General features: G+C 61.8%; 25 protein-coding genes. 12 read left to right on the plus strand and 13 right to left on the minus strand.

Going from position 1 to position 25,457, the window contains the following annotated elements; all coding sequences use genetic code 11:
- Positions 1-30 precede the first annotated feature (30 nt).
- From prmA to J3P97_RS03055, 8 genes are all read right to left on the minus strand, one after another.
- The gene (gene prmA, locus J3P97_RS03020; RefSeq protein ID WP_434673443.1) at positions 31-909 is read right to left on the minus strand and encodes a 50S ribosomal protein L11 methyltransferase; all 879 of its coding nucleotides are present in this window, start codon (positions 907-909) and stop codon (positions 31-33) included.
- A 151-nt stretch (positions 910-1,060) separates the two neighbouring features.
- On the minus strand, positions 1,061-2,419 hold the full coding sequence (accC, locus tag J3P97_RS03025) for an acetyl-CoA carboxylase biotin carboxylase subunit (RefSeq protein WP_007971365.1): 1,359 nt from the start codon (positions 2,417-2,419) through the stop codon (positions 1,061-1,063).
- A 17-nt stretch (positions 2,420-2,436) separates the two neighbouring features.
- On the minus strand, positions 2,437-2,901 hold the full coding sequence (accB, locus tag J3P97_RS03030; protein WP_053118072.1) for an acetyl-CoA carboxylase biotin carboxyl carrier protein: 465 nt from the start codon (positions 2,899-2,901) through the stop codon (positions 2,437-2,439).
- Positions 2,902-2,949: 48 nt separating this feature from the next.
- Complete coding sequence (gene aroQ, locus J3P97_RS03035) at positions 2,950-3,402, minus strand: type II 3-dehydroquinate dehydratase (RefSeq protein ID WP_305497076.1); 453 nt, start codon at positions 3,400-3,402, stop codon at positions 2,950-2,952.
- Between the two features lie 261 nt (positions 3,403-3,663).
- Positions 3,664-4,116, minus strand: coding sequence for a hypothetical protein (locus J3P97_RS03040; RefSeq protein WP_434673444.1), 453 nt, complete (start codon positions 4,114-4,116; stop codon positions 3,664-3,666).
- Positions 4,094-4,477: a polymorphic toxin type 44 domain-containing protein gene (locus tag J3P97_RS03045; RefSeq protein WP_434673445.1), complete on the minus strand. Its 384-nt coding sequence runs from the start codon at positions 4,475-4,477 to the stop codon at positions 4,094-4,096. Before J3P97_RS03045 ends, J3P97_RS03040 begins: the two co-directional genes overlap by 23 nt.
- A gap of 223 nt (positions 4,478-4,700) precedes the next feature.
- Positions 4,701-6,647 (minus strand): methyl-accepting chemotaxis protein, encoded by a 1,947-nt coding sequence (locus J3P97_RS03050; protein ID WP_434673446.1) that lies wholly within the window; start codon positions 6,645-6,647, stop codon positions 4,701-4,703.
- Between the two features lie 52 nt (positions 6,648-6,699).
- Positions 6,700-8,370, minus strand: coding sequence for a diguanylate cyclase (locus J3P97_RS03055; protein ID WP_434569935.1), 1,671 nt, complete (start codon positions 8,368-8,370; stop codon positions 6,700-6,702).
- Between the two features lie 429 nt (positions 8,371-8,799).
- Between J3P97_RS03055 and J3P97_RS03060 the strand changes: the two genes are divergently transcribed.
- The 6 genes from J3P97_RS03060 (at position 8,800) to J3P97_RS03085 (ending at position 15,456) form a co-directional block, all read left to right on the plus strand.
- Positions 8,800-9,867, plus strand: coding sequence for a DUF2333 family protein (locus tag J3P97_RS03060; RefSeq protein WP_434569934.1), 1,068 nt, complete (start codon positions 8,800-8,802; stop codon positions 9,865-9,867).
- 3 nt (positions 9,868-9,870) lie between these two features.
- Complete coding sequence (locus tag J3P97_RS03065; RefSeq protein WP_434569933.1) at positions 9,871-10,428, plus strand: NUDIX hydrolase; 558 nt, start codon at positions 9,871-9,873, stop codon at positions 10,426-10,428.
- Between the two features lie 171 nt (positions 10,429-10,599).
- On the plus strand, positions 10,600-10,971 hold the full coding sequence (locus tag J3P97_RS03070; protein WP_434673447.1) for a translation initiation factor Sui1: 372 nt from the start codon (positions 10,600-10,602) through the stop codon (positions 10,969-10,971).
- Between the two features lie 208 nt (positions 10,972-11,179).
- A complete protein-coding gene (gene speA / locus J3P97_RS03075; RefSeq protein ID WP_039593533.1) occupies positions 11,180-13,093 on the plus strand; it encodes an arginine decarboxylase in 1,914 nt (637 codons plus the stop codon).
- 246 nt (positions 13,094-13,339) lie between these two features.
- A complete protein-coding gene (locus tag J3P97_RS03080; protein WP_434673448.1) occupies positions 13,340-14,662 on the plus strand; it encodes a type VI secretion system Vgr family protein in 1,323 nt (440 codons plus the stop codon).
- Positions 14,659-15,456, plus strand: coding sequence for a DUF4123 domain-containing protein (locus tag J3P97_RS03085; protein WP_434673449.1), 798 nt, complete (start codon positions 14,659-14,661; stop codon positions 15,454-15,456). Before J3P97_RS03080 ends, J3P97_RS03085 begins: the two co-directional genes overlap by 4 nt.
- A gap of 5 nt (positions 15,457-15,461) precedes the next feature.
- On the opposite strand, the gene J3P97_RS03090 is transcribed toward J3P97_RS03085, so the two are convergent.
- Positions 15,462-16,811: an MATE family efflux transporter gene (locus J3P97_RS03090; RefSeq protein ID WP_434673450.1), complete on the minus strand. Its 1,350-nt coding sequence runs from the start codon at positions 16,809-16,811 to the stop codon at positions 15,462-15,464.
- 222 nt (positions 16,812-17,033) lie between these two features.
- A complete protein-coding gene (locus J3P97_RS03095; RefSeq protein WP_305497064.1) occupies positions 17,034-17,327 on the minus strand; it encodes a hypothetical protein in 294 nt (97 codons plus the stop codon).
- Positions 17,328-17,491: 164 nt separating this feature from the next.
- Between J3P97_RS03095 and J3P97_RS03100 the strand changes: the two genes are divergently transcribed.
- From J3P97_RS03100 to J3P97_RS03115, 4 genes are read left to right on the plus strand one after another with little or no spacing between them, the layout of a single operon-like run.
- Entirely contained in the window at positions 17,492-17,797 is a 306-nt protein-coding gene (locus J3P97_RS03100; RefSeq protein ID WP_434673451.1) for a MazG-like family protein, read from the plus strand.
- On the plus strand, positions 17,794-18,543 hold the full coding sequence (locus J3P97_RS03105; protein ID WP_434569927.1) for a methyltransferase: 750 nt from the start codon (positions 17,794-17,796) through the stop codon (positions 18,541-18,543). The genes J3P97_RS03100 and J3P97_RS03105 overlap by 4 nt, the downstream gene beginning before the upstream one ends.
- Positions 18,544-18,567: 24 nt before the next feature.
- Positions 18,568-19,176, plus strand: coding sequence for a DUF4136 domain-containing protein (locus J3P97_RS03110; protein ID WP_305497058.1), 609 nt, complete (start codon positions 18,568-18,570; stop codon positions 19,174-19,176).
- A 20-nt stretch (positions 19,177-19,196) separates the two neighbouring features.
- Positions 19,197-19,754, plus strand: a complete 558-nt coding sequence (locus tag J3P97_RS03115) for a DUF4136 domain-containing protein (RefSeq protein ID WP_434673452.1) — start codon at positions 19,197-19,199, stop codon at positions 19,752-19,754.
- 109 nt (positions 19,755-19,863) lie between these two features.
- Here J3P97_RS03115 and J3P97_RS03120 read toward each other — a convergent pair whose 3' ends face one another.
- Positions 19,864-20,718, minus strand: a complete 855-nt coding sequence (locus J3P97_RS03120; protein ID WP_434673453.1) for a MaoC family dehydratase — start codon at positions 20,716-20,718, stop codon at positions 19,864-19,866.
- A 2-nt stretch (positions 20,719-20,720) separates the two neighbouring features.
- Positions 20,721-22,073 carry a 3-oxoacyl-ACP reductase gene (locus tag J3P97_RS03125; RefSeq protein ID WP_434673454.1) on the minus strand — a complete coding sequence of 451 codons (1,353 nt, stop codon included), beginning with the start codon at positions 22,071-22,073 and terminating at the stop codon, positions 20,721-20,723.
- A 181-nt stretch (positions 22,074-22,254) separates the two neighbouring features.
- Here J3P97_RS03125 and J3P97_RS03130 point away from each other — a divergent pair, with 181 nt between their 5' ends.
- On the plus strand, positions 22,255-23,532 hold the full coding sequence (locus J3P97_RS03130) for an acetyl-CoA C-acetyltransferase (protein ID WP_434673455.1): 1,278 nt from the start codon (positions 22,255-22,257) through the stop codon (positions 23,530-23,532).
- Here the strand turns inward: J3P97_RS03130 and J3P97_RS03135 are convergent.
- Positions 23,519-24,547 (minus strand): bile acid:sodium symporter family protein, encoded by a 1,029-nt coding sequence (locus tag J3P97_RS03135; RefSeq protein ID WP_434673456.1) that lies wholly within the window; start codon positions 24,545-24,547, stop codon positions 23,519-23,521. The two genes, J3P97_RS03130 and J3P97_RS03135, sit on opposite strands and share 14 nt — an antisense overlap.
- Before the next feature lie 79 nt (positions 24,548-24,626).
- On the opposite strand from J3P97_RS03135, the gene J3P97_RS03140 reads away from it, so the two are divergent.
- The gene (locus J3P97_RS03140) at positions 24,627-25,418 is read left to right on the plus strand and encodes an AraC family transcriptional regulator (protein ID WP_434569921.1); all 792 of its coding nucleotides are present in this window, start codon (positions 24,627-24,629) and stop codon (positions 25,416-25,418) included.
- The last annotated feature ends 39 nt before the right edge of the window (positions 25,419-25,457 follow it).

Here is a 25,457-nt window from a genome sequence, read left to right on the forward strand (position 1 = left end):
GCGGCAATCCGGTCGATACAGGCGGCCATTCTAGCGCCGACGTCCAGTGATGCGCACCCAGCCATCGCGATTGGCAATCGGGTCCAGGTCGAAATTCCCGGCATAGGCGGCGGCGACTTCTTCGCCCTGTTCCGCCAGGATGCCCGACAGCGCCAGGCGTCCGCCCGGCTTGACCAGGCTGGACAGCTGCGGTGCCAGCGACACCAGCGGGCCGGCGAGGATGTTGGCCACCAGTACGTCGGCCTGTACTTGGGGCAGGTCTTGGGGCAGATACAGCGGGAAAAGTGCCTCGGCAATGTTGTTGCGTCCGGCGTTGTCGCGGGACGCTTCCAGGGCCTGGACATCGATGTCGGTGCCGACCGCTTCCTTGGCGCCCAGCAGCAGCGCGGCAATGGCCAGGATCCCCGAACCGCAGCCGAAGTCCAGTACGTGGCAGTTCTCCAGGTCCTGGCCGTCGAGCCACTCCAGGCACAGCGCGGTAGTCGGGTGGGTGCCGGTGCCGAACGCCAGGCCCGGGTCCAGCAGCAGGTTAACCGCGTCCGGCTCCGGTGCGGCATGCCAGCTCGGCACGATCCACAAGCGCTGGCCGAAGCGCATCGGCTGGAAGTTATCCATCCAGCTGCGTTCCCAATCCTGGTCCTCGATCACTTCGCTGTGGTGCTCGGGTAGCGGGCCGCCGGTCAGCAGCTCCAGGTGAGCAAGCACGCTGGTGGCTTCGGTGCCACCCTCGAACAGGGCCAGCAGATGGGTGTGAGACCACAGCGGGGTGGTGTTGAGTTCCGGCTCGAAGATCGGCTGGTCTTCGGCATCCATGAAGGTGACCGAAACGGCGCCAACTTCAAGAAAGGCGTCTTCATAGGTTTCGGCTTGTTCCGGGCTGATGGCCAGACGTACTTGCAGCCAAGGCATGGCGGGCACCTTTGGAAAATGATGATTGCAGCCTAGCGGCCAGCGAAGCGCGCAAGTTTACGCGAGCGCAAAGCTTTTGTGGGAGGGTTTGCGAAACCTGCAGAAACGACAAAGCCGCCCGAAGGCGGCTTTGTCTGGTGCGGGTTGAAGCTTAGTGCTTCTCGCCAGCCAGCTTGTGCTCGAGGTAGTGAATGTTCACGCCCCCTTTGCAGAAACCTTCGTCGCGGGTGAGGTCGCGGTGCAGCGGGATGTTGGTCTTGATCCCGTCCACCACGATCTCGTCCAGCGCATTACGCATGCGCGCCATGGCTTCGTCGCGGGTTGCCCCGTAAGTGATCAGCTTGCCGATCAACGAGTCGTAGTTCGGCGGAACGGCATAACCGCTGTACAGGTGCGAATCGACGCGAACGCCGTTGCCGCCCGGGGCATGGAAATGCTTGACCGTGCCAGGGCTTGGCATGAAGGTTTTCGGGTCTTCGGCGTTGATCCGGCATTCCAGCGCGTGACCGCGGATGACCACGTCATCCTGAGTGAACGACAGTTTGTTGCCAGCGGCGATGCTGAGCATCTCCTTGACGATGTCGATACCGGTGACCATTTCCGAAACCGGATGCTCCACCTGAACGCGGGTGTTCATTTCGATGAAGTAGAAACGACCGTTCTCATACAGGAACTCGAAAGTGCCCGCGCCGCGGTAACCGATATCGATGCAGGCCTTGACGCAGCGGGCCAGGACTTCCTGGCGAGCCTGCTCGTCGATGCCTGGTGCCGGCGCTTCTTCGAGGACCTTCTGATGACGACGCTGCAGCGAGCAATCGCGGTCGCCAAGATGAATCGCCTGGCCTTGGCCGTCGGACAGTACCTGGACCTCGACATGACGTGGGTTGGTGAGGAATTTTTCCAGATAGACCATCGGGTTGCCGAACGCCGCGCCTGCTTCGGAGCGGGTCAGTTTTGCCGAGGAAATCAGGTCTTCTTCCTTGTGCACCACACGCATGCCGCGACCACCACCGCCGCCAGCGGCCTTGATGATCACCGGATAGCCGACTTCGCGACCGATGCGCAGAGCGGTTTCTTCGTCTTCAGGCAGCGGGCCGTCGGAGCCCGGAACGGTTGGCACGCCGGCAGCGATCATGGCGTGCTTGGCCGAAACCTTGTCGCCCATCAGGCGAATGGTTTCGGCTTTCGGGCCGATGAAGGCAAAACCGGAGTTTTCCACCTGTTCGGCGAAGTCGGCGTTTTCCGCGAGGAAACCATAGCCAGGGTGAATGGCGGTAGCGCCGGTCACTTCGGCGGCGGCGATGATCGCCGGGATGTGCAGGTAGGAGTGCGCAGCCGACGCCGGACCGATGCAGACGGATTCATCCGCTAGGCCCAGGTGCATCAGTTCTTTGTCGGCCTTGGAGTAAACGGCGACGGTCTTGATGCCCATCTCTTTGCAGGCACGCAGAATCCGCAGGGCGATCTCACCGCGGTTAGCGATCAGAACTTTTTCCAACTTCGCAGTCATCAAAGGCTCTCCGCGGTTCAAACGATGGTGAACAGCGGTTGGTCGTACTCAACCGGCTGGCCGTCTTCGACGAGGATGGACTCGATCACACCGCTGGTTTCAGCTTCGATGTGGTTCATCATCTTCATGGCTTCGACGATGCACAGGGTGTCGCCTTTCTTCACGGTCTGGCCAACTTCAACGAAGGACGGCGAGCTCGGGGAAGACTTGCGATAGAACGTGCCCACCATCGGCGAGCGAGCAACAGTGCCGTTCAGCGTCGGCGCGGCCGGTGCGGCAGGTGCAGCGGCGGCAACTGGCGCAGCTGCCGGAGCAGGTGCAGCGGCTGGCGCTTGCATCGGTGCCGGTGCATAGAACTGCTGGGCCGGGGTCTTGCTGTGGCGGCTGATGCGTACGGACTCTTCGCCTTCCTTGATCTCGAGCTCGTCGATGCCGGACTCTTCCAGCAATTCGATCAGTTTCTTAACTTTACGGATATCCATGAATCATCAACTCCCAAGGGTCGGTCAGGGGCGTTTAACGCTTGTTGTTCAAGCTGTTGCCTGTTTTTCAAGCTGCTCTAGAGCGGCCTCCAGGGCCAGTCGGTAACCGCTGGCGCCAAGGCCGCAGATCACGCCTACTGCTACATCGGAGAAGTAGGAGTGATGGCGGAAAGGTTCGCGTTTGTGCACGTTGGACAAATGCACTTCGATGAATGGGATGCTCACTGCCAGCAGCGCGTCACGTAATGCGACGCTTGTATGTGTAAAAGCCGCGGGATTGATCAGAATGAAGTCCACGCCTTCGCCGCGCGCGGCATGGATGCGGTCGATCAATTCATATTCGGCATTGCTTTGCAGGTAGAGCAAATGATGGCCGGCGCTACGGGCCCGTTGCTCCAGGTCCTGGTTGATCTGGGCCAGTGTGACGGCGCCATAGACGCCCGGTTCACGGGTGCCCAGCAGGTTCAGGTTGGGTCCGTGCAGGACCAGAAGGGTCGCCATCTGCTGTTCCTTGTTGTCTGTGAGCAGGTGTCAGAACCCGGAGACTATGCCGCAAAGTCTTTGTGACTGTCCAGTTCCCGGCAATAGCCGGCACGTTGACCGATGTTTGCGCGAAGTTTGTGACCATGTATCTGGATTCGGTCACTGACGATCGGAATACGCTGCGCCACACCTGTGGGGGCGAGCTGGCTCGTGATGAGGTCGGCATATCCCACATTGATGGAAAGTGGCCCACCGCTATCGCGAATAAGTTCGCTCCCTTTACTCAGCTGGACCAGAATGCAAATAGATACTCACCGTCGTGTAGTCTTCGCCATCGGCGTTTCGGTAGAGGGTATTGCTGTGGTAGGCGTAGATCTCCTTGTCAACCAATACCGTAATCGTCTTTTCCTGGATGTCTATGGTTACCGAATCATCCCGGGTGACAAGAAATGGCGTCGCGGTTTTCAGTTCGGAAAGTATGTCACCGTCCGCTGCCAGGGTCCGATAGACGTAGTAGCGGTAACTGAAAGGAACCGTCGCTCCGCCACGCTCATCCTTTACGCCGTAGATAAATGCATCCTGGGACAAGGGCTTTCGTAATACGACCTCTGTCAACTCAGGCGTATTTTGACGGAAAAAGCACGTCCAACTGGTGTAAGCCAGCGCGAGGGCAAGCACTGTGCACAAGACAGCGAGAAGGGCAGATTTTTTAGTAGTTTCTGAATTTGGCATATTTTACCCCTTCCATGATCCATCGCTGATCTCCCGGATCATCGCCGAAAGGGGCTTGCCCCCACCATGTCCCGAATTCTGCCGTGGTCGTTCCTGCTCGACTTTGGGCCAGACCTGCTGCCCGTAAAAGAACGTCTTCGCTGAAGCCTGCTGCGGTTCCGGTGGCGCCGTAGTTGAAATTTCCAAAGGCTTCATATTCCGCGGATAGTTTCTTGTAGTCCCAAGGGCCACGATTTCTTACTTGGGTATAAAACCAAGAGTAGATAAAAGCCGATCCGGCTTTCAGAACATTTTTCTTATGGTGTGCCACGGCCATGTTTTCTTCGACAGAAACACCGGGTGGCGACGAAGGTACCCTCATTGCATGTTCCTTTTGCAATTTCTTGAAGGGCCGGGAGCCTAGCATGAGGGGGGCTGTTAAAAAATCCGCCACCTTTTCATGCGGCAACACCTATCAGGGCCCGCCCAAGGAGCCCTGTGACTTTCAACATGGCGCATCGAAGGAAACGCTGGCGGGTTCTACGGCAGATGCGCGACCCAGCGGGAGCAAGCTCCCTCGCCACAGGGTCAGTGGGCTTCTGAAATCACACCCGGAACGCCTGCACCGCCGTGTGCAACCGCCCGCCCAGGAGCAGCAGGTTGTCGCCCTGTTCCCGGCCCTGGCCGATGCGCTGCAGGTTATCCCCGCCCAGTTGGTGGATCCGCTCGCTGTGATCGCGGATTTCGCTGACGGCGCCGCTTTGCTGGGCGGTGACATCGGCGATGCGCACCGCCGTATCGGCGATGGTCTGGATCGCCTCGACGATTTTATCCAATGCACCATCGGCCGCCTGGGCCTGGCTGGCGGTGGCTTCGGCGTGTTCGACCTGGGCGCGCATGCCTTCCACGGACTGGCGTGCAGCCTGCTGCAAACGGGCAATCAGCGCCTGGATCTCGGCCGTGGCGCCTGCGGTGCGTTGGGCCAGGGAGCGGACCTCCTCGGCCACAACCGCAAAGCCGCGGCCCATTTCCCCGGCGCGGGCGGCTTCGATGGCGGCGTTGAGGGCCAACAGGTTGGTCTGGTCGGCAATCGAGCGGATGACGGTCAGCACGCCGCCGATGGTCGCCGACTCCTCAGCCAGTTGTTCGATCATTTGCGCATTGCCCTGCACTTCGCCGACGAGCGAGTGCAAGCCGGCGAGGCTCATGCCGATCACTTTCTGGCCTTGCTCCACGGCATGGCCCGCACTGCGACTGGCATCCGCGGCCTGGCTGGCATCGCCGGCCACTTGCTGGATGGTCGCTTCGAGCTCACTGAGGGAGTCGCGGATCAATGCCGTGTCACCGGCCTGGTCTTCGGCACCGCTATGCAATTCGCCACTGAGCTCGGCCAGGGTCCGGCTGCTGCGGGCCACCTGTTCGGCGTTCAGGCGGATGGTACCGACCAGATCCACCAGATAGGCGCGCAGGCGATTGAGCGAGGCTTCGATGTCCTGCAGTTCACGGTTGCTGGCGCCGACACGAATATCGCCACTGAAATCGCCTTCGGCCCAAGTGGAAAGGGCTGGCGCCAGGCGGGTCAAGGTCCGGGCCAGGCGTCGCTGCAAGGTATCGATAAGAAGGGCGATCAGCAGAATCAGACCGATCATCACCCCTTGGATGACCCGTACTTCGCCCTGGATCTGCCCATGTTGGGCACGGACCGCAGGCTCCATGGCGTCGATTGCCTGTTGCACATCGGTGGTTTTCAAGTGCGTGGCATCGGCCAGCTCGGTGCGTTTCTGGATCAGTTCGCGCGTGCGCGCCAGTTCCGCGGGATAACGCCCGAGCAGGCTGTTGAGTTCGCGCTTGAGGGCAATCCCGGCGTCTTCGGCGGCGGCCTTTTCCTCGGTTTCCAGACCCATCAACGCGGCGAAGTCATCGCTGCCCGATTCGTTGCTGGCGGTGATGCCGAGCAGCGGCAGACTGTCCAGTTGCTGGGCCTGGGTGCGGACGTTGGCCAGTTCCCGTTCGACATCGGCGGCGAGTTCACTGCGGCCGCTGCTGACCAGTTTGTCCCGGGCGAGGGACAACCGGCCCAAATGCTGTGAGGCAGCAAACAGCGGCGGCAGATAAGCCGGTGCGCCGTTGGCGTACTGGGCAAGTTGGTCCAGGCTGGCGCTCAGCTCACGTTCAGCCTGCAACAACAGGGCCTGTGGATCAGCCGCCAGTTTGCCGGCGGCCAGCAGGTCGGTCTTGCTGAAACCGTCAAGGTTCGACAGGCTCGGGCTTAGCGTCCTGGCCAGGTCCGGCGGGAACTGGTCCAGATCTTTTTGCAGGGTTTCCAGGGCCTGGGTGGCTGCGCTGAGGCGCAAGGCGTCGCCGCTGGCCAGGTAATCTTCGATGTTGCGCGCCACTTCGCCCTGGAACTGCCGCGACAGGCCCAGGTAACGTTCCATCAGCAGATAAGGACGCTCCAAGGCAATCTGCGACCACCATAGGGTGGCGCCGAGGCCAAGGCATACGGCAACTAAAAGAACAGTGTTGAGGTTGGTCAGCAGCTTCAGGCGCATCAAGGGTCTACCGGGGGCAGAATCGTAAGTGCCTGAAGTTATTGCGTTTGCGTTACACGTTTATGACCGAATCAGTCGATTCCGATGAAAAAGTGGCACTTTGCTTTGATTGCCGGGCGCTCTGCACCCGATTGCGCCCGGCGTGCTTGGCACGGTACAGCGCCTCGTCCGCCTGGCTGGCCATCATCAAGCTGTCGGACTCTTCGCTCATCTCCACCACCCCGGCGCTGAAGGTGCACCACAAGTCCTGGGGTTGGGCCGGGTAGTGAATCTCGGCAAAGCGCTGGCGGATTTCGTCCAGCACTGTACAGGCGGCATCAATGTCGGTGTCGGGCATGACGATGGCGAACTCTTCGCCGCCGTACCGGCCGATGAAATCGGTCTTGCGCAAGCGTTGCTTGAGAAACAGCGCCAGGCTCTTGATCACCCGGTCGCCCATGGGGTGGCCGTGGCTGTCGTTGACCCGTTTGAAATGGTCGATATCGAGCATGGCGAAGCTCAAGGGCTTGCCCTCACGGCGGGCGCGGAAGCTGCAGTCTTCGAGCAATTGCAGGATATGGGTGTGGTTGTACAGGCCGGTGAGGCTGTCGCGCACCATCCGCGCCTTGAGATTGCGGGCCCGGGCAGCGCGGTTGCGCACGGTGGTGATCAGGTGCCTTGGCTTGATCGGTTTGGTCAGAAAGTCATCGCCGCCCTCGCTCATGGCGTCGAGTTGTTTGTCCAGGTCGTCTTCGGCGGACAGGTAAATGATCGGCACGCTGACGTAGCGGTCGTTGTGGCGGATCACCTTGGCCAGTTCCGTACCGGTGCAGGCGGGCATGTACATGTCGAGGATGATCAGGTCGGGCTGGAAGTCCGCCAGCTCGGCCATGGCCTGGATCGGCTCGATCAGCGTGCGCGTGACAATGCCGGCGCTGTTGAGCAGGCGTTCGGTGTGCAGGGCCTGGGCGCGGGAGTCATCGATGATCAACACTTTGTAGGGTTCGTACTGGGCGACGCAGGTCAGCACTTCGATTTTTTCCAGCAGGCTCGAGGCCTCCAGCGTGCCGGTGAGAAACTCCTGCCCGCCGGCGCGCACGGCGGCCAGCCGCGTTGGTGTATCGGTTTCCAGCAAACTGAAAAACAATAGCGGCAGTGGTTGATCCAGGCCTTCCTGGGCTTGGGCCGCCAGCTTCAGGCCCACGCCCGGGCCGCTGAAATCCACGTCCATGACAATGGCCGCAGGCAGGCGCTCGACCATCGCGGCCCGGAATGCCGCGACGCTGTCCAGGGACTGGGCGCTGAGGCCGAAGAATTCCAGTTGCTTGGCCAGCCGTTCGGCGCGGTCATGGTCTTGCAGCAATATGTAGATGGGCTTGCGCAGCGGCGGCAGGAAGGTTTGCTCGAGCTGGTCGCCATGGCGCAAGCCGGTGCGGGACAGGCGTTGCATCAAGCGATTGATTTCGGTGATCAGCTGGCTGCTCAGGCGCCCGCGATTGGCATCTACCGCTTGCAACGACTGGCCGATACCTTGGGCAAGCTGGCAATGCTCAGGTTGCTCGAAGCGCTCGGCAAAGCGCAGCAGGCGCAGATTGGCCTCACTGAGCTCCGACAGGTCGGTACTGGACCATTCGCTGCGTTGCAGGCGCTGCCATATCTCCAGGATCTGGCGAGCCTGATGAATTACCCGCTGGGCAAAGTGGTGCTTGAGGCGCTCGCGGCTGGGGTCTTCTGGCTCGGTCATATCCTGACTACTAGTTAGGGGGCATGCTGAGATCGACTGGTGGCTCTATGCTAGCACCTCTTTTCCCTTACATGAGTGTTCTACATCAATAATCTGCCAGGAGGCGCCATTCAGTTTCTGACCTGTCGGTCTGGAATTGCCTTTGCGGACGTGGTGACGGCCCTATAAATAAAGGTCTTCAGGGATTTCCAATAGCCGATCCAAGCTATTTCGGTACGGCACAACGACGCGGCTTCGGGATGTTGCCTGCGCTTTTCTCCGACGTCGTTTCTTCGATTTTCCAGCGGATGAGGTTCAGGGATTCCCCTAGGCGGGTCTTTGTCTCGTGGCGGTAATTCTCGGATAAGCCCAACGACGGATGCCGGCCAAGGCACGTTGATGTAAGGTTGTGGTCGAACCGTGAACTCAAGTGATTGAAGGGACATCGCCATGCTGGACTGGAAGAACCGCGCGGGCAGCGCGCCTGAACGCGCCGCCGAACCGAAATCGGACACCCGCAGCTATCTGGGTGGGCTGTTTTTCAGTCGGGCGCTGGCCACGCTCATTGGCCTGTACCTGCTGGTGACTATTGCTGTCGGCTGGTATTGGAGCCAGGAGCCCGAGTTGTTTCCGGTACAGCAGAACGCCCAGGCAGCGGCCGAGAAGGATGGCCGGCAGATGGTGGTCGGCTACACCACCGTGGAAACCCTCAAGACCGTCGCCGGAACCTTGCTGACCAAGCAGGGCGGCTACATTTCCAACGACCGCTTCCCGCCAGGCCTGTGGATGGACAACATGCCCAGTTGGGAATACGGCGTGCTGGTGCAGGTCCGCGACCTGAGCCGTGCCCTGCGCAAGGACTTCGCCCGTTCCCAGTCGCAGTCCGCCGAAGACGCCGACCTGGCCAAGGCCGAGCCGCGCTTCAACTTCGACAACCGCAGTTGGGTGCTGCCGTCCAGCGAATCGGAATACCAGGAAGGCATCAATTCCTTGAGCCGTTATCAGGCGCGCCTGTCCGATCCAAGTCAGAAAAGCGCGTTGTTCTACGCCCGCGCCGACAACCTGAACAACTGGCTGGGGGATGTCGGTACGCGCCTGGGGTCGCTGTCCCAGCGCCTGTCCGCCAGCGTCGGCCGGGTCAAGCTCAACACCTCGCTGAAGACCGAGGTCCCGGCGCCAGGCCAGGTGCCGCAGGTTGACGAAGAGGTGGTCGAGACACCTTGGTTGCAAATCGACAACGTGTTCTACGAGGCTCGTGGCCAAGCCTGGGCGCTGTCTCACTTGTTGCGCGCCATCGAGGTGGATTTCGCAGACGTGCTGGCGAAGAAGAACGCGACGGTCAGCGTGCGGCAGATCATTCGCGAACTGGAGGCTTCACAGGAGCCGATCTGGAGCCCGATGATTCTCAACGGCAGCGGCTTCGGGGTGTTGGCGAACCACTCGCTGGTCATGGCCAACTATATTTCTCGCGCCAATGCGGCGGTGATTGACCTGCGACAATTGCTCAACCAGGGCTGAAGGATGGACGAAAGCACCCGGGAGGACGCTCACCGAGTGGCCTCGGATGCCGAGCTGATCGCTTGGGTCGACGAAGATGACAATCTGCTCGGCAGCCTGGTGCGCTCGGATCTGCGCGAGCGAGGCCTGATCGGACGCGGCACCTATATCATGCTGTTCAATTCGGCGGGCGAGCTGTGCGTTCATCGAAGGACTTTGAGCAAGGCCATCTACCCCGGCTACTGGGATGTCGCGGCAGGGGGAATGGTGCAGGCCCAAGAGACGTACGCCGAGTCGGCGGCGCGCGAGCTGGCCGAAGAATTAGGCGTGAGCGGCGTCGAATTGGTCGCCCACGATCATTTCTATTTTGAGGACGCTGGCAGTCGCCTGTGGTGCGCGGCGTTTTCCGCCGTGTGGGACGGGCCGTTGGTCCTGCAACCGGAAGAAGTCCTGGAAGCGCGCTTTTTGCCCGTCGAGCAGGTGCTCGATGAAATTCGCCACAAACCGTATTGCCCGGACTCCCTGGCGGCGCTTGGGCGCTATTTGCGCGCCCGTGAGCGCGGTGTCGCAAAGAAGCTGTAAATTGGCGCTGATTGGCCCTTAGCAAGTGGGCTTTTTGTCGTTACACTGCGCGACTTTTCAAGCTTGGCCGACTTCGTTCGGTCCAGCTGCGCTGCCCCTGCCTGAGTGGGGCTTCGCGGTCGAGGCACTTTCGCCCCTCGACCAGTCTTTGTCCTCCGAAGAGGATTGCCGGTGGCCAAAAAAGCCGCATCCTTCGCCGCCCTGGGCGGCCTGGTATTTTCTACCGACGCCGGTCGTCATTGCCCTGATTGCCGCCAGCCGGTGGATGCCTGCATCTGCAAACAGACCGCCGTTCCCGCCGGGTACGGCATTGCTCGCGTACGCCGCGAAAGCAAAGGTCGAGGTGGCAAGACGGTGACCACAATCACCGGCGTGCCGCTGGCCGAGGACGCGCTCAAAGATCTCGCAACGACGCTGAAAAAGCGCTGTGGTACCGGCGGCGCGTTGAAGGACGGCGTCATCGAGATCCAGGGCGATCACGTCGAGCTCTTGCTGGCGGAACTCACCCGACACGGTTTCAAGGCAAAGAAGTCCGGCGGCTAGCAGCTTCTGTGAAACCCACCCTGGCTTGATCCGAACCCCGGTTCGCGATCGCCCACATGGTTTTCACAGAGCCTGTTCTGAACGGGGTTCTAAACTCAGCGCTGCGGGCAGGGTCTACCTGCTTACAGGCAAATCGTCATTTCCATTCTCTAGACTGCGCCAGCCTCCGACCGGATGGTGCATTTTGACTTCTTTATAGGGGACTTCGATGTCCGTACGACGCACACGCAAAGACGATGGCAGCCAATGGACAGTTGCGGACAGCCGCAGCGTTTACGGGATCCGCCATTGGGGGGCCGGGTATTTCGCGATCAATGAAGCCGGTCGCGTCGAAGTCCGTCCGAACGGCCCCGACAGTTCGCCGATCGACTTGTACGAGCAAGTCGACCAGTTGCGCCAGAGTGGCCTTTCGTTGCCGCTGTTGGTGCGCTTCCCCGATATCCTGCAAGATCGGGTGCGTCAGCTCACCGGCGCGTTCGACAGCAACATTGCACGCCTGGAATACCAGAGCCAGTACACCGCGCTTTACCCGATCAAGGTAAACCAGCAGGAGGCGGTGATCGAAAACATCATCGCCACCCAGAATGTCTCCATCGGCCTGGAAGCCGGTTCCAAGCCCGAGTTGCTGGCGGTGCTGGCCCTGGCGCCAAAGGGCGGGACTATCGTCTGCAATGGCTACAAGGACCGCGAGTTCATCCGCCTGGCGCTGATGGGCCAGAAGCTGGGTCACAACGTCTTCATCGTGATCGAGAAAGAGTCCGAAGTCGGCCTGGTGATCGAAGAGGCTGCGTCGCTCAAGGTCAAGCCGCAGGTCGGTCTGCGGGTGCGCCTGTCGTCCCTGGCATCGAGCAAATGGGCCGATACCGGTGGCGAAAAATCCAAGTTCGGCTTGTCCGCAGCGCAGCTGTTGTCGGTGGTCGAGCGCTTCCGCGGCGCCGGCCTCGACCAGGGCATCCGCCTGCTGCACTTCCACATGGGCTCGCAGATCGCCAACCTGGCGGACTACCAGCATGGTTTCAAGGAAGCGATCCGTTACTACGGTGAGCTGCGCAACCTCGGCCTGCCGGTGGATCACATCGATGTCGGCGGCGGTCTGGGCGTGGACTACGACGGTACGCATTCGCGCAACGCCAGCTCGATCAACTACGACATGGACGATTACGCCGGGGTCGTGGTGGGGATGCTCAAGGAGTTCTGCGATGCGCAGAGCCTGCCGCACCCGCACATCTTTTCCGAGAGCGGCCGCTCGTTGACCGCCCACCACGCGATGCTGGTGGTCCAGGTCACCGACGTCGAGAAGCACCATGACGATGTGCCGGTGATCGAAAACAAGGAAAGCCTGCCGGAAACCGTGCAATGGCTGGTGGACCTGCTGGGCCCGACCGATATCGAGATGGTCACCGAGACCTACTGGCGTGCCACCCACTACATGAGCGACGTGGCTGCGCAGTACGCCGATGGCAAGCTGACCCTGGCGGAAAAAGCCCTGGCCGAGCAGTGCTACTTCGCCGTGTGCCGTCGTCTGCACAACTCGCTGAAGGCCCGTCAGCGCTCGCACCGTCAAGTGCTCGATGAGCTCAACGACAAGCTGGCCGACAAGTACATCTGCAACTTCTCGGTGTTCCAGAGCTTGCCGGACACCTGGGCGATCGGCCAGGTGTTGCCGATCCTGCCGTTGCATCGTCTCGATGAAGAGCCACTGCGCCGCGCCGTGCTGCAAGACCTGACCTGCGATTCCGACGGCAAGATCAAGCAATACGTCGATGAGCAGAGCATCGAGACCAGCCTGCCGGTCCATTCGCTCAATCCGGGCGAAGACTATCTGCTGGGCATTTTCCTGGTGGGTGCCTACCAGGAAATCCTCGGTGACATGCACAACCTGTTTGGTGACACCGATTCGGTGAACATCTACCAGAACGCCGACGGCAGCGTGTACCACGCCGGTATCGAAACCCACGACACCATCGAGGACATGTTGCGCTACGTGCACCTGTCGCCGGAGGAACTGATGACTCACTACCGTGACAAGTGCGCCAGCGCCCGGATCACGGCGGCCGAACGCACCCAGTTCCTGGATGCCCTGCGTCTCGGGTTGACTCGGTCCTCCTACCTGTCTTCCTGACAGGGCAATAGCGCCAAGCGCAACGCCCTCCGGGGCTGTCAGAAAATACGCCGCATGCCGCGGGTATTTTCGGACAGTTCCGAAGGGCGTTTTGATTTGCGCTGTGGAAATTTCCTCACACGGGGGCAGCTAATCGGAAAGGTCCTTATTTCGTGTAGTCCCGTTCCTTACTTGTACTTGGCCCCTCTACTCGACCCGGGCTCTCGGCCAGAATGCCCGGTCGCCCCCTCCTGTAGAGAAACGCCGATGTCCTGTCCAGCCCGCGAGTCATCATTTCGTCTGGAGATAGCCGGTCTGCCCGAGTCCTTTGTTGTCGTGGCCTTCACCGGCAATGAAAACATCAGCGAACCTTTCCTGTTCGAGGTGGAACTGGTGACCAGTGACACGCCGCTGCACCTGGCGGGCCTGCTGTACCGCAGCGTCTGGTTGAGTTTCGGGAGCTGCGGCCGGGGCATTCACGGACAGCTCCACGAAGTTGTGCAGCACCGTCATGGAGGTAATTGCCATGTGCGCATCGAGCCGAAGCTTGCATACCTGGCGCAGCGCTTCAGCCAGCGGGTGTTCAGTGGCCGCTCGGTACCGCAGATCATTCGCCAGGTCTTGAGCGGGCACGGCATCGGCGGGCGCGGGCTGTGCCTGGACTTGAGCGGTGATTTTCCGACGCGGGATGTCTGCAGCCAATACCGGGAGTCCGACCTGCAATTTTTGCAGAGAATATGCGCCCAGGCTGGTATCCGGTTCCATTTCGAGCATGCCCGGGATGGGCACTGCCTGGTTTTCTCCGATGCGCCGGGCAGTGTCTTTTCCGCTGACGAGGTTATCTACGGCGGTGACGGCCAGGCTGACGCCGTGCACGCCTTCAGCGCTCAGGTTGGCTTCGAGGGTATCGGCATACAGGCCGCCGAGGGCCAGAGCGATCTGATGCACTTGCACAGTGGGCAGACCCTGACCCTGACCGCTCACCCTTTCAAGGACTGGAACCGGCGCTGGTTATTGACCAGGGTCGAACATCGTGGCCAGTCAGGTCGATATGCCAACCGGTTCCGGGCCATTCCCTTCGCGCTGTCGTTTGTGGCAGACAAGGTGCCTGCGAAGCCGGTCATGGTGAGCCGGCAACGCGGATGGGTGGTAAACGTGGATGAGCCTGCGGACCAGGTGCCTGGGCGAGTGGCGGTGCAGTTCGACTGGGTCTATCAAGGCGAAGGGGCCAGCGCCAGCCATTGCTGGCTGCCGTTGGCGCCTGAGCTGGCGGCCTGCGCAGGCGATCGGATTCGTGAGGGCACCGAGGTCCTGGTGAGCTTTATCGAGGGTGACCCGGATCGCCCGCTTATCTGTGCCTTTCTCGGCCCACCGCCCCTCATTGGCACACAGCCAGCGCCAGCCAGTGCGAGTTTGTCGGAAACACCCGGGACGCCTGGAATCGATGACCACCTGTTGTCTGCAGTGCGCGGTGGCGAGCCGCTGTTCCTGCTGTGCCTGTTGCCCGGCGGAGGGGCGTTCAACCCCTGCGCCCGTGCGGTGTGCATCTGCCGCCTGGTGACGCAACGTGGTGCGGGCGCAGCGCCATGAGCGCTGCCGCCATGCCTGGCGCCACGCCGCAATGGCTGCTGCTCGACGTGCCGAACGTTCCCGCAGCCGCGCAGCGCCTGCAAGAGCAATTTGTCGAGGCTCGACGCTTTTTTCTGTTCGAAGACACCGATCTTCACGAACTGAGGGACGATGGCCCGCTATTGGTTGATCTGCAGCGATCGCCAGCGCTGGCCAGTCTGTGCCATCTCGATAGCCGGTCCTGGCCGGGGTTGTTGATAGTGAGCGCTGCGCCTGTCGAAGTATTGCTGACGCATTTGCGGCGCATGCTGACGGTCACGCTGGGCCTGCACCACAAGGCTTTGTTGAGCTATTACAACCCGCACACCGCGAGTTACTTTTTTGATGGTTGCGACCCTCGGGAACTCAGTTGCTGGCTGGGGCCGATCAGCCTTCTGCGCTGGTTCGGAGGCACCTGGGCTGATCGGGCCATGGGCTCGGAGGGCTGGCAACAGCTCGCCAATCCTGGCTTGTCGGTGCCGGCGCTGGAGAACGAGCCGGGCCTCAGTGACAGGCAGCAACGCCAGTTGCAGGCGTGTGTATTGGAGCGCCATGTCTGGCGTTGGTCCTGCTCCATTGGGCGTGACTACTGGTCGCTCTGGGAATATTTGCAGCAAGGGTTGGCGCTGGGGTTCAGCGAACAGAGCGCCCTCGACGGCTGGTTGTGGCTACGCTTGCAATACCCTGATGCTCAGCCAGCGCCGGAGCTGGCTGGCGGCTCGCAACACGAACGTCTGGAGCAGTTGCGGCGGCTATGGCAAGGCAACCAGGATTGAAGGCCTCACCGGGCATTGCCACCGAGCCAGCTGTCGTGTCGTTGCAAACGCCAGGCGAAGATGCCGAGCGTCAGGCTGCGCAAGGCCATGAACAGCAGGAAAGTGATCCATAGGCCGTGATTGCCCAATCCTTGCAGGACCCAGGCGAACGGCAACGTCAGTAGCAGGGTCAGGAGCATGCCGTTGCGCATTTCCCGGGCGCGGGTGGCGCCGATGAATAGGCCATCGAGCAGATAGCTCGATACCGCAATCAACGGTAACGCCGCCAGATAAGGCAAGTAGCGGTAAGCGGTGTTCCGCACCTCGGTGATGTCGGTCTGCATGTCGATGAACAAATGCCCAGCAAGCAGGAACAGCAGGGCAAACCCCAGGCTGGCAATCAGCGACCAACCGCTGGCAACGACCAGCGCACGGCGCAGGGCCAGGCGGTCGCAAGCCCCAATAGCGTGGCCGCACAGTGCTTCCACGGCGTGGGCCAGGCCGTCCAGGGCGTGGGCGGTCAGCAGCAGGCCGTTGAGCAGCAGGGCATTGGCGGCCACGGTCGCATCGCCCAGGCGCGCGCCTTGCACCGTGATCAGGAAAAACACCGATTGCAGCACCAGGCTGCGGATGAAAATGTCCCGGTTCACCGCCAGCAACGGTCGCCAGCTCTGCCACAGGCCCAGCGCGACCCAGGCTATCTGCCCAGGCCAGTTGCGCAGGGTGTTGCGCGCCAGGGCCAGGCCTATCAGCGCACCCGTCCATTCGGCGATGACCGACGCCCGGGCCGAACCGGTCACGCCCCAATCCAGGCCGATCACGAACCAGAGGTTCAAGGCGATGTTCACCAGGTTCGTCACCAGCAGGATCGCCAGCGGCGCGCGGGCGTTCTGGGCGCCGAGGAACCAGCCGACCAGCGCATAGCTGGCCAGCGCCGCCGGCAAGCCGAAAAGGCGAGTGTGGAAGAAATCGCGGGTCAACTGGTTGAGTTCGGCGGACGGTTGCATGAAGTGCAGCGCCACGTCGCTCAAGGGAATGCCGACGGCACCGAGCAGCACCGCCAGCCCCATCGCCAGCAGCAGGCCCTGCAACAACACCTGGCGCAACGCTGCGCCGTCGGCACGCCCGGCCGCCTGGGCGGCGAACCCGGTGGTGCCCATGCGCAGGAAACCCATGGCCCATGCCAGCACCGTATACAGACTCGCTCCGACCGCCACTGCGCCTAACTGATGGGCATGGGGCAAGTGGCCGATGACGGTGCTGTCCACCAGCGCCACCAGCGGCACGGAAATGTTCGAGAGAATCATCGGCGCAGCCAGCGCCCAGACCCGGCGATGAGTAAGGCGGTCGCGCCAGTCGGTAATCAGCTTGGGCATGCGGGCTCCTTGAAAGGAGCGCGATTGTAGCGGGTTATTGCAGCGTTTCATTCATCTGTGCGGCAGGCTTTTGTGGCGAGGGAGCTTGCTCCCGCTCGGCGGCGAAGCCGTCGCAAGACTGGGGGCGCGGTGTTTCTGGAGAACCGCGTCAGCCCGGTTTGGGACTGCTGCGCAGTCCAGCGGGAGCAAGCTCCCTCGCCACAGGGTGTCCAAGTTGGGGTCTCAGTGAATAATCCAGCTCAACAGCCACAACCCCAGCACCAGCCAGATGATGCCCATGACGATCGACGCCCGCATGAAGGCGCGGATCGCCGAATACAACAGCATCAGCCCGAGGATCAGCGCAATGATGCTGATGATTGAAGTATCCATTCCCAGCGTCCGGGACAGGCCTTCGACAAAATTGCCGCCGGCATTGGCCAGGGTGTTGAACAGGCCACTGAGCAGATCGACGATAAAACGGATCACCGAACCGAGCGCCTGACCGAGCCATTCGAAAAAGCTTTCTACCTGCATGTGTGCGTCCTGATGAGAGGGAATCCACGTTGAGCCTTTTGGCCCTGAATGTAGGAGCGGTCCGGGCCGGGATCGTTCGATTATGGGGCAAACGGGCGCTTTGTATCGAGACTCTTGCCTTACCTCGTCATCCCCTCGAAGCTATGCGCATCCAGGAGAGCCCGATGAACCTTGTTGAACTGACCGAACGCCTGCATGCCATCCGTGATCGTAACGATTGGCGGCAATTTCACAGCCCGAAAAACCTGACCATGGCCGCCAGCGTCGAAATGGCTGAATTGGTGGAGATTTTCCAGTGGTTGACCGAGGAGCAGTCACGCCAGGTGCCCGCGGAAAAACTTGCCCACGCCGGGCAGGAAATCGGTGACATCGTCTTGTACCTGTTGCTGCTGTGCAGCGAGCTGGGCCTGGACATGGACGCCGTGGTGCGCAGCAAGTTAGCCGACAGCGAACGGCGGTTCGGCCAATGAGCGATCGCCATTTCGATCAACTCGCCACGCGTTTTGCCGAAAAAATCTACGGAGGAGCCAAGGGGGCTATTCGGCTGGCCGTGCTTCAGGCCGATCTCCTTGAAGCGTTGCCGGATCGCCCCTTGCGAGTGCTGGATATTGGCGCGGGGCTGGGCCACATGTCGCTGTGGCTGGCCGAGCGCGGGCATCAAGTCACCCTGGCCGAACCGGCCGAGCCGATGCTCGAAGGCGCTCGCCAACGCTTTGCCGAGGCGGGCCAGGCCGCAACGTTCATCCAGGCGCCGTGGCAGGATCTGCTCGGCCAGCTCACCGAACCTTACGATCTGGTGCTGTGCCACGCGGTGCTCGAATGGCTGGCCGAGCCCCATGCGATCCTGCCGGTGCTGCATCAGTTGACGGTGCCTGGCGGCTGGTTGTCCCTGGCGTTCTACAACCGCGATGCGCTGGTCTATCGCAACCTGCTCAAGGGGCACTTTCGTAAACTGCGTAAAAACGACATGGCCGGCGAGAAACAGAGCCTGACCCCTCAGCAACCGCTTGATCCACGAGAATTGGCGGCGCAACTTGAAGGCCTGTGGCAGGTCGAAACCCAGAGTGGGGTGCGGGTTTTTCACGACTACATGCCGGTGGAGTTCCAGGGCCGTGCAGAGCTTGCGCAACTGCTGGAGATGGAACTGGCCCACCGTCGCCATCCGGCCTTTGCCGGCTTGGGACGTTATCTGCACTGGGTTTGCCGTCCCCTCTGATCCGCGAAGCAATCGGAGAGCGAAATGAAAGGTCGTTCAGGGTTAATGGTGTTGTGCCTGGGGCTGGCGGCCTGTCAGGGCAGCAACCCTTATGTCGCGACATCCAGGCCGCTGCCGCCAGCACCACCCGAGGCCGCCACGGTATTCGATCGCAGCGCCTATCCCGCACCGCCCCGGGATTACGGGCGCTATCGCAGCTGGGCCTGGCTCAACGGCCGACTGCCACCGGGCACGGCCTGGGCGGACTCGGCGCAGGTGGCCGAAGCGGTGAGCAATGCCCTGGACCAGCGCGGCCTGCGCCCGCTGCATGACAATCGGCCGGCGGACCTCTTCGTCAGTGCCGACCTGCGCCTGGAGACCCGCGTACGCCAGGTTCGCGACGATTATGATTCAGGCTACTACGGCGGTTACAACCGATACGGGCCGGGTTATGGCATGTACAACAGCGTCCCCGTGGTACGCACTTATCGGGAGCAGGTCGTGGTGGTTCGGGTTGATCTGTTCGATGCCCGCAACAACCAACCGGTTTGGAGTGCCAGCGCCGAGACCAGCCAGCGAGGCAGTCAGAGCGAACGTAGCGATGCCATTCGTGAGGCGGTGGAGAAGGCTCTTTCGGCTTATCCTCCCAGTTGATTACGCAACGGAGAAAAACCATGTTTCGCCGTATCGCCCCATTTGCCCTGGCCTTGTTGCTGGGCGCCTGTACGTCCAATCAGGTCAATCATGACTTCGACACCACCCGCGATTTCGCGGCCTACCGCAGCTGGAGTTGGAAAGAGCCGGCGTTGCAGTATCGGCCGGATGACCCGCGCATCAAGAGCGACCTGACCGAACAGCGGATCCGCCAGGCCATTGCCGATCAGCTTGATCAGCGCGGCTTGCGCCCGGCTCCGTCCGGTACCCGCAGCGATGTGCAGGTCCAGGCCTACCTGATCGTCGAGGACCGTCAGCAACAGGTGACGACAAACTACGGCGGCGGCTGGGGCGGCCCCTGGAATGGCTATTGGGGCGGGCCGATGTATAACGAAACCCGCAACGTCAGCTACAAAGTCGCCACGGTGCAGATCGACCTGCTCGACGGCAAGGACGGCAAGCTGGTGTGGCGCGGTAGCGATGAGCAACTGCTCAGCGAGTCGCCCAACCCTGCGGAGCGCAGCACGAAGGTGCGCGAGACGGTGGGGCGGATCCTGTCGAATTATCCCCCACACTGACGAATGGCCCTTGTGGGAGCGAGCCTGCTCGCGAATAGGCCGTCCCGGCGTAGCCAGGACCATCGCTTTCGCGAGCAGGCTCGCTCCCACAGGGGACGGCGTTTTTTATTCAGGCAACCGGCTGCCAACTGCCGAGCATGTGCTCCAGTTCTCCAGCCCCCACCAGCCGCAGTTTTCCACTGGACCCCGCGGCGCTCGCCAGCAGCGTCACCTCGCTGGGCAGGCGCACCGGTTTCCTGAAGTTCACTTCGATCTCGATGTTGGCCTCGGGCAAATGGTCGTCCAGCGCCGCTAACGTCCGGGCCTTGTTCCACAGGCCGTGGGCGATGGCGGTGGGGAAGCCGAACAGCCGAGCACTGGCGGCGCTCAGGTGGATCGGATTGTAGTCGCCGGACACCTTGGCGTATTGCCGGCCAATGTCCGCAGGTGCTGTCCAGTGTCCCACTTCCGTCAACTCAAGGGCGGCAATCGCCGGTTCCTCCACCAGCGCCCCATCAAGCTGGACGCCTTTGCACAGCATCTGGCTTTCGGCCTGCCACAGCGGTCCCAACTGATCTTCAATGCGGGTCACGAGATCGAACACCGCGCCCTTGGCGTGCGGCTGGAGATTCTCGACATTGACGCTGGCGCGCACCTGGCTGACCCCGCCCATGGGGCGCAGTATGCGGATGCGGTTGCTGAGGTGGATCAACCCCAGCAGCGGGAACGGAAAATTCCGATCCGTCAGTAGCTGCATTTGCAGGGCGAACGCCAGCACATGGGGATAGGTCGGTGGCAGCAGACCGTTTTCGGTAAAGCCGCAGACCTTGCGATAGGCCGCCAGGCGTTGCTGATCAACCTGGATCACTTGGCGCAGCCCAACGTCCGGCAGGGTAGTGCCGGTGATCTTGCGGCGTGTCGCGGCCTTGGCGTACAGCCCGGACATCGACGGCGCGGCGTGTATCTCATGCCATTGGATCGTCATGATCAGGCCCCCAGCAGGCTTTGCCCACACACGCGCAGCGCCTGTCCGGTCACGGCACCGGTGCCCGGTTGCGCGAGCCAGGCCACGGCTTCGGCGACATCCTGGGGCAGGCCGCCCTGGCCCAGCGAGCTCATGCGTCGCCCGGCTTCGCGCAGGGCGAAAGGAATATCTGCGGTCATGCGGGTCTCGATGAAGCCTGGCGCCACGGCGTTGATGCTGATGCCTCGGGCCTGCAGGGTTGGCGCCCAGGCTTGAGCCAGGCCGATCAGCCCGGCCTTGCTCGCGGCGTAGTTGGTCTGGCCGCGATTGCCGGCGATGCCACTGATGGATGCCAGCAGGATGACCCGGCCGTTATCGTGCAGGGTGCCGCTGTCGAGCAGGGCCTTGGTCAGCACTTGCGGCGCATTGAGGTTGACTGCCAGCACCGCGTCCCAGAACTCCGGGGTCATGTTGGCGAGGGTCTTGTCCCGGGTGATGCCAGCGTTATGTACAACGATGTCGACGCCGTCGGGCAGGTGTTCAATCAACTGCGTGGCTGCGTCTTCTGCGCAGATGTCCAGCGTCAGGCTGCGCCCGCTCAGGCGAGCGGCCAAGGCATCGAGGTCGGCCTTGGCTGGCGGTACGTCCAGCAGGATCACATCGGCGCCATCGCGGGCCAGTGTTTCGGCAATGGAAGCGCCGATGCCACGGGCAGCGCCGGTAACGAGTGCCTTGAGCCCCGTCAACGGACGGGTCCAGTCCTGGACCTGGGTTGCACAGGCCTTGAGACGAATCACTTGCCCGGAAACGTAGGCACTCTTGGGCGACAGGAAAAACCTCAGCGCACCTTCCAGCTGGGTTTCGGCGCCTTCGCCGACGTACAGCAACTGCAGCGTCCCGCCATGGCGCAGCTCCTTGGCCAAGGACCGGCTGAAACCCTCCAAGGCCCGCTGGGCGCTGGCGGCGAACGGGTCGTCGAGGTTTTCCGGAGCGCGGCCGAGGATGACGACATGAGCGCTGTGGTCGAGATTTTTCATCAGCGGCTGGAAAAACTCGCGCAACTGCTTGAGCTGGTCGACCTGCGCCAGGTGGCTGGCGTCGTACACCACAGCCTTGATTTTCGGGCCGTGCCCGGGGATCCATTCGGTGGCGAGCGTCGGTTCGCCACCGTAGATGAAAATGGCATCGGTCAGGCGCTTGGCGAATGTGCCGACCTGTTCGGTCAGCGGCCCGCCGCCCAACAGCAAGGCACCCTCGATTGGCCGCAGGCGCCCGGCTTGCCAACGCTCCAGGCGTACCGGCGATGGCAAGCCGAGAGCGCCAACCAGACGCAGGCCAATGGGCGAATTGGCAAAGTCTATGTAACGGTCTGACATGGAACACACTCCGGCTGATGAGGTTCCAAGTGTGGACCATGTTTGGCAATCAGTCGTTCGATCGGCGGGATAAAGCCTAAGCTGTGTTCCAGAGCACCGCCTTCACATGGGAACAGGCCTGCTCCCATGGGTGATAGGTCAACGCTGACGGCACATTTGGACATACAACGGGGAGTTCTACATGGCACAGCTACGCCGCGTCGCGATCATCGGCGGTAACCGCATTCCTTTCGCCCGCTCCAACGGGCCCTATGCCACCGCCAGCAACCAGGCGATGCTGACCGCTGCGCTTGAGGGCTTGATCGAGCGCTACAACCTGCACGGCGTGCATATCGGGGAGATGGCCGCGGGGGCGGTGCTGAAGTTTTCCCGGGACATGAACCTGACCCGCGAGTGCGTGCTCGGCTCGCGGCTGTCGCCCAGCACACCCGCCTATGATGTGCAGCAGGCCTGCGGCACGGGGCTTGAGACGGTGCTACTGGTGGCCAACAAAATCGCCCTCGGGCAGATCGACAGCGCAATTGCCGGCGGCGTGGACACCACCTCCGACGCACCGATCGGCGTCAATGAAGGGCTGCGCAGGATCCTCCTGCAAGCCAATCGCGCGAAAACCACCGCCGACAAAATCAAGACGTTCCTGCAATTGCGCCCCCAACACCTTGTACCTGACCTGCCGCGCATCAACGAGCCGCGCACTGGCCTGAGCATGGGCGAGCACTGCGAATTGATGGCCCAAACCTGGCAGATCCCCCGACAAGAGCAGGATCAGTTGGCCTTGGAGAGTCATCAAAAAATGGCCGCCGCTTACGCCGAAGGCTGGCACAACGACCTGATGACGCCGTTTCTCGGCCTGACCCGCGACAACAACCTGCGCCCGGACCTGACCCTGGAGAAACTCGCTTCCCTCAAGCCCGCCTTCGAAAAAACCGCCAAGGGCACGCTGACGGCGGGCAATTCCACCCCACTGACCGATGGCGCCTCGCTGGTGTTGTTGGCGAGCGAGGAATGGGCCAAGGCCCGTGGGCTGCCGATCCTGGCCTACCTGCGCGACGGCGAGACGGCGGCGGTGGATTTCGTCAACGGCGCCGAAGGTCTGCTGATGGCGCCGGTCTATGCCGTGCCGCGGCTGTTGGCGCGCAACGGCCTGACCTTGCAGGACTTCGACTATTACGAGATTCACGAGGCGTTCGCCGCCCAGGTGCTGTGCACCTTGAAAGCCTGGGAAGACGCGGATTACTGCAAGGCCCGCCTGGGCCTTGATGTGCCGCTGGGTACTCTCGACCGCAGCCGGCTGAACGTGAAGGGCAGCTCGCTGGCCGCCGGACATCCTTTTGCTGCAACTGGCGGGCGCATTGTCGCCAACCTGGCCAAGCTGCTGGACGCGGCAGGGAAGGGCCGGGGGCTGATTTCCATCTGCGCAGCCGCCGGCCAAGGGGTGACGGCCATTATCGAGCGCTGACGATGGCCTCGCTCTTTTGCGATGCCTGCGCCCGTTGCCGGCTTGCATAGCGTTCGGCGAGGACCGAGCAGACGATCAGTTGCAGCGGGTGATAGATCATGATCGGCAGCAGGATCAGCCCGAGGCCGGGGTTGTTGCCGAAAATCAGCGCCGCCATCGGCACCCCGGCGGCGAGGGATTTCTTGCTCGCGCAAAATACCGCGGCGACTTCATCGGCGTTGTTGAAACGCAGGGCGCGAGCGGTGCGGGTAGTCATCCACAGAATGACAGCCAGCAACACCGCACTGCCCAGCACGGCGCTGAGCAGTACGCCATGACCTTGTTGTTGCCAGATCCCGGAAATCATCGAATTGCAGAATGCGGCGTAAACCAGCAGGAGAATGACCAGTTTGTCAATGATGCTGGTATAGCGCTTGTAGCGCGCGAAAAAACTGGCCAGCCAGCGCCGCAAAAACTGCCCGAGCACCAGCGGCAACAGCAACATCATGCACAGGTCGAGCAGCGTCGAGCCCAGGTCGATGCCACCGGCACCGTTGCCGACCACCAGACTGACCAGCAGCGGCGTCAGGAGAACCCCCAGCACGCTGGACAAGCTGGCGTTGAGAATCGCCGCGGGTACGTTGCCGCCGGCGCTGCCGGTCAGGGCCACCGAGGACGAAATGGTCGAAGGCAACGCGCACAAGTAAAAGAACCCCAGCATCAACAAGGACGGCACATGGCTGCCCAGGGTCCAATTGCCGAGTAGCCAGATCAATGGAAATACCCCGAAGGTGAAGCCTTGCACCATCAGGTGCAGCCGGATGTTTTTCAGGCCATGGCGGATCTGCTCGCCGGACAGATTGACGCCGTGGAGGAAAAACACCACGAAGATGCCAATGTTGACCACCCATTCGGCATGCATGGCGCCGCCGGTAGCGCCGAAGCGTGGGAAGAAATACGCCAGCAGCGTGGCGAGCAACATGCCGCACAGGAACCAGTCGGTCGCCATGCGCTTGAGGTGTCTGAGGATGTGCATAGGGCACCGCGGATTGTAAGAGGAGTTGTCTTAGCCTAACGTCGGTCTACCCAGTCGTCTTGCGACATAAGGCCAATCAATGCCGACTAACGGACACCAACAGCTCGAACGACGTATTCCGGACCTGACGGAGCTGCCTCGGCCGCTTTATGCCCGGGTCGAAAGTCTGAATGCCGGTTCGTGGACCCAGGCTCATCGCCACGATTGGGTGCAATTCTCCTACGCGATCAGTGGCGTGCTCGGCGTCCATACGGCCGAAGGCAGCTTCTTCGCGCCACCGCAATGGGGCATCTGGATCCCGGCCGACCTGGAGCATCAGGTCGTGACGTCCATGCGCGCGGAAATGCGCAGTCTTTACGTCCATCGCCAGGCGTGCCCGTGGGCCGAAGATCGTTGCCGGGTGCTCGAAGTTACACCGCTGGCGCGGGAGCTGATCAAAGTGTTCTGCCAGTTTCCCGCCGCTTACCCACAGGGCGAGACCCAGGAAACACGCTTGGTCCAAGTGCTGCTGGACCAATTGGCGGCGCTGCCGGAAGTGGGCTTTTCTCTGCCATTGCCCCGTCATGCTCGTTTGCTGGAACTGTGCAACGAATTGATCGAGCAACCCGAAGGCAGCGTGACCCTGCAAGCCTGGGCCGAGCGCCTGGGCACGTCGGAAAAAACCTTGATGCGCCTGTTCCAGCGTGAAACCGGCTTGAGCTTCCGTGCGTGGCGCCAGCGCATGCGCCTGTTGTCTTCCCTGGAATCGCTGGAACAGGGCGATAGCGTGACCAGCGCGGCCTTGTCCTGTGGGTATGATTCGACGTCCGCTTTCATTGCGGCATTCAAGGGACTGTTCGGTTTTACGCCGGGGGAACTGTTCAAGCGCTGACTCGTTTGGCTCTTGTCGCAACCGCTTGCCATTCACTGA

The sequence above is a fragment of the Pseudomonas sp. R1-15 genome (assembly GCF_051132085.1).
GTDB lineage: Bacteria > Pseudomonadota > Gammaproteobacteria > Pseudomonadales > Pseudomonadaceae > Aquipseudomonas.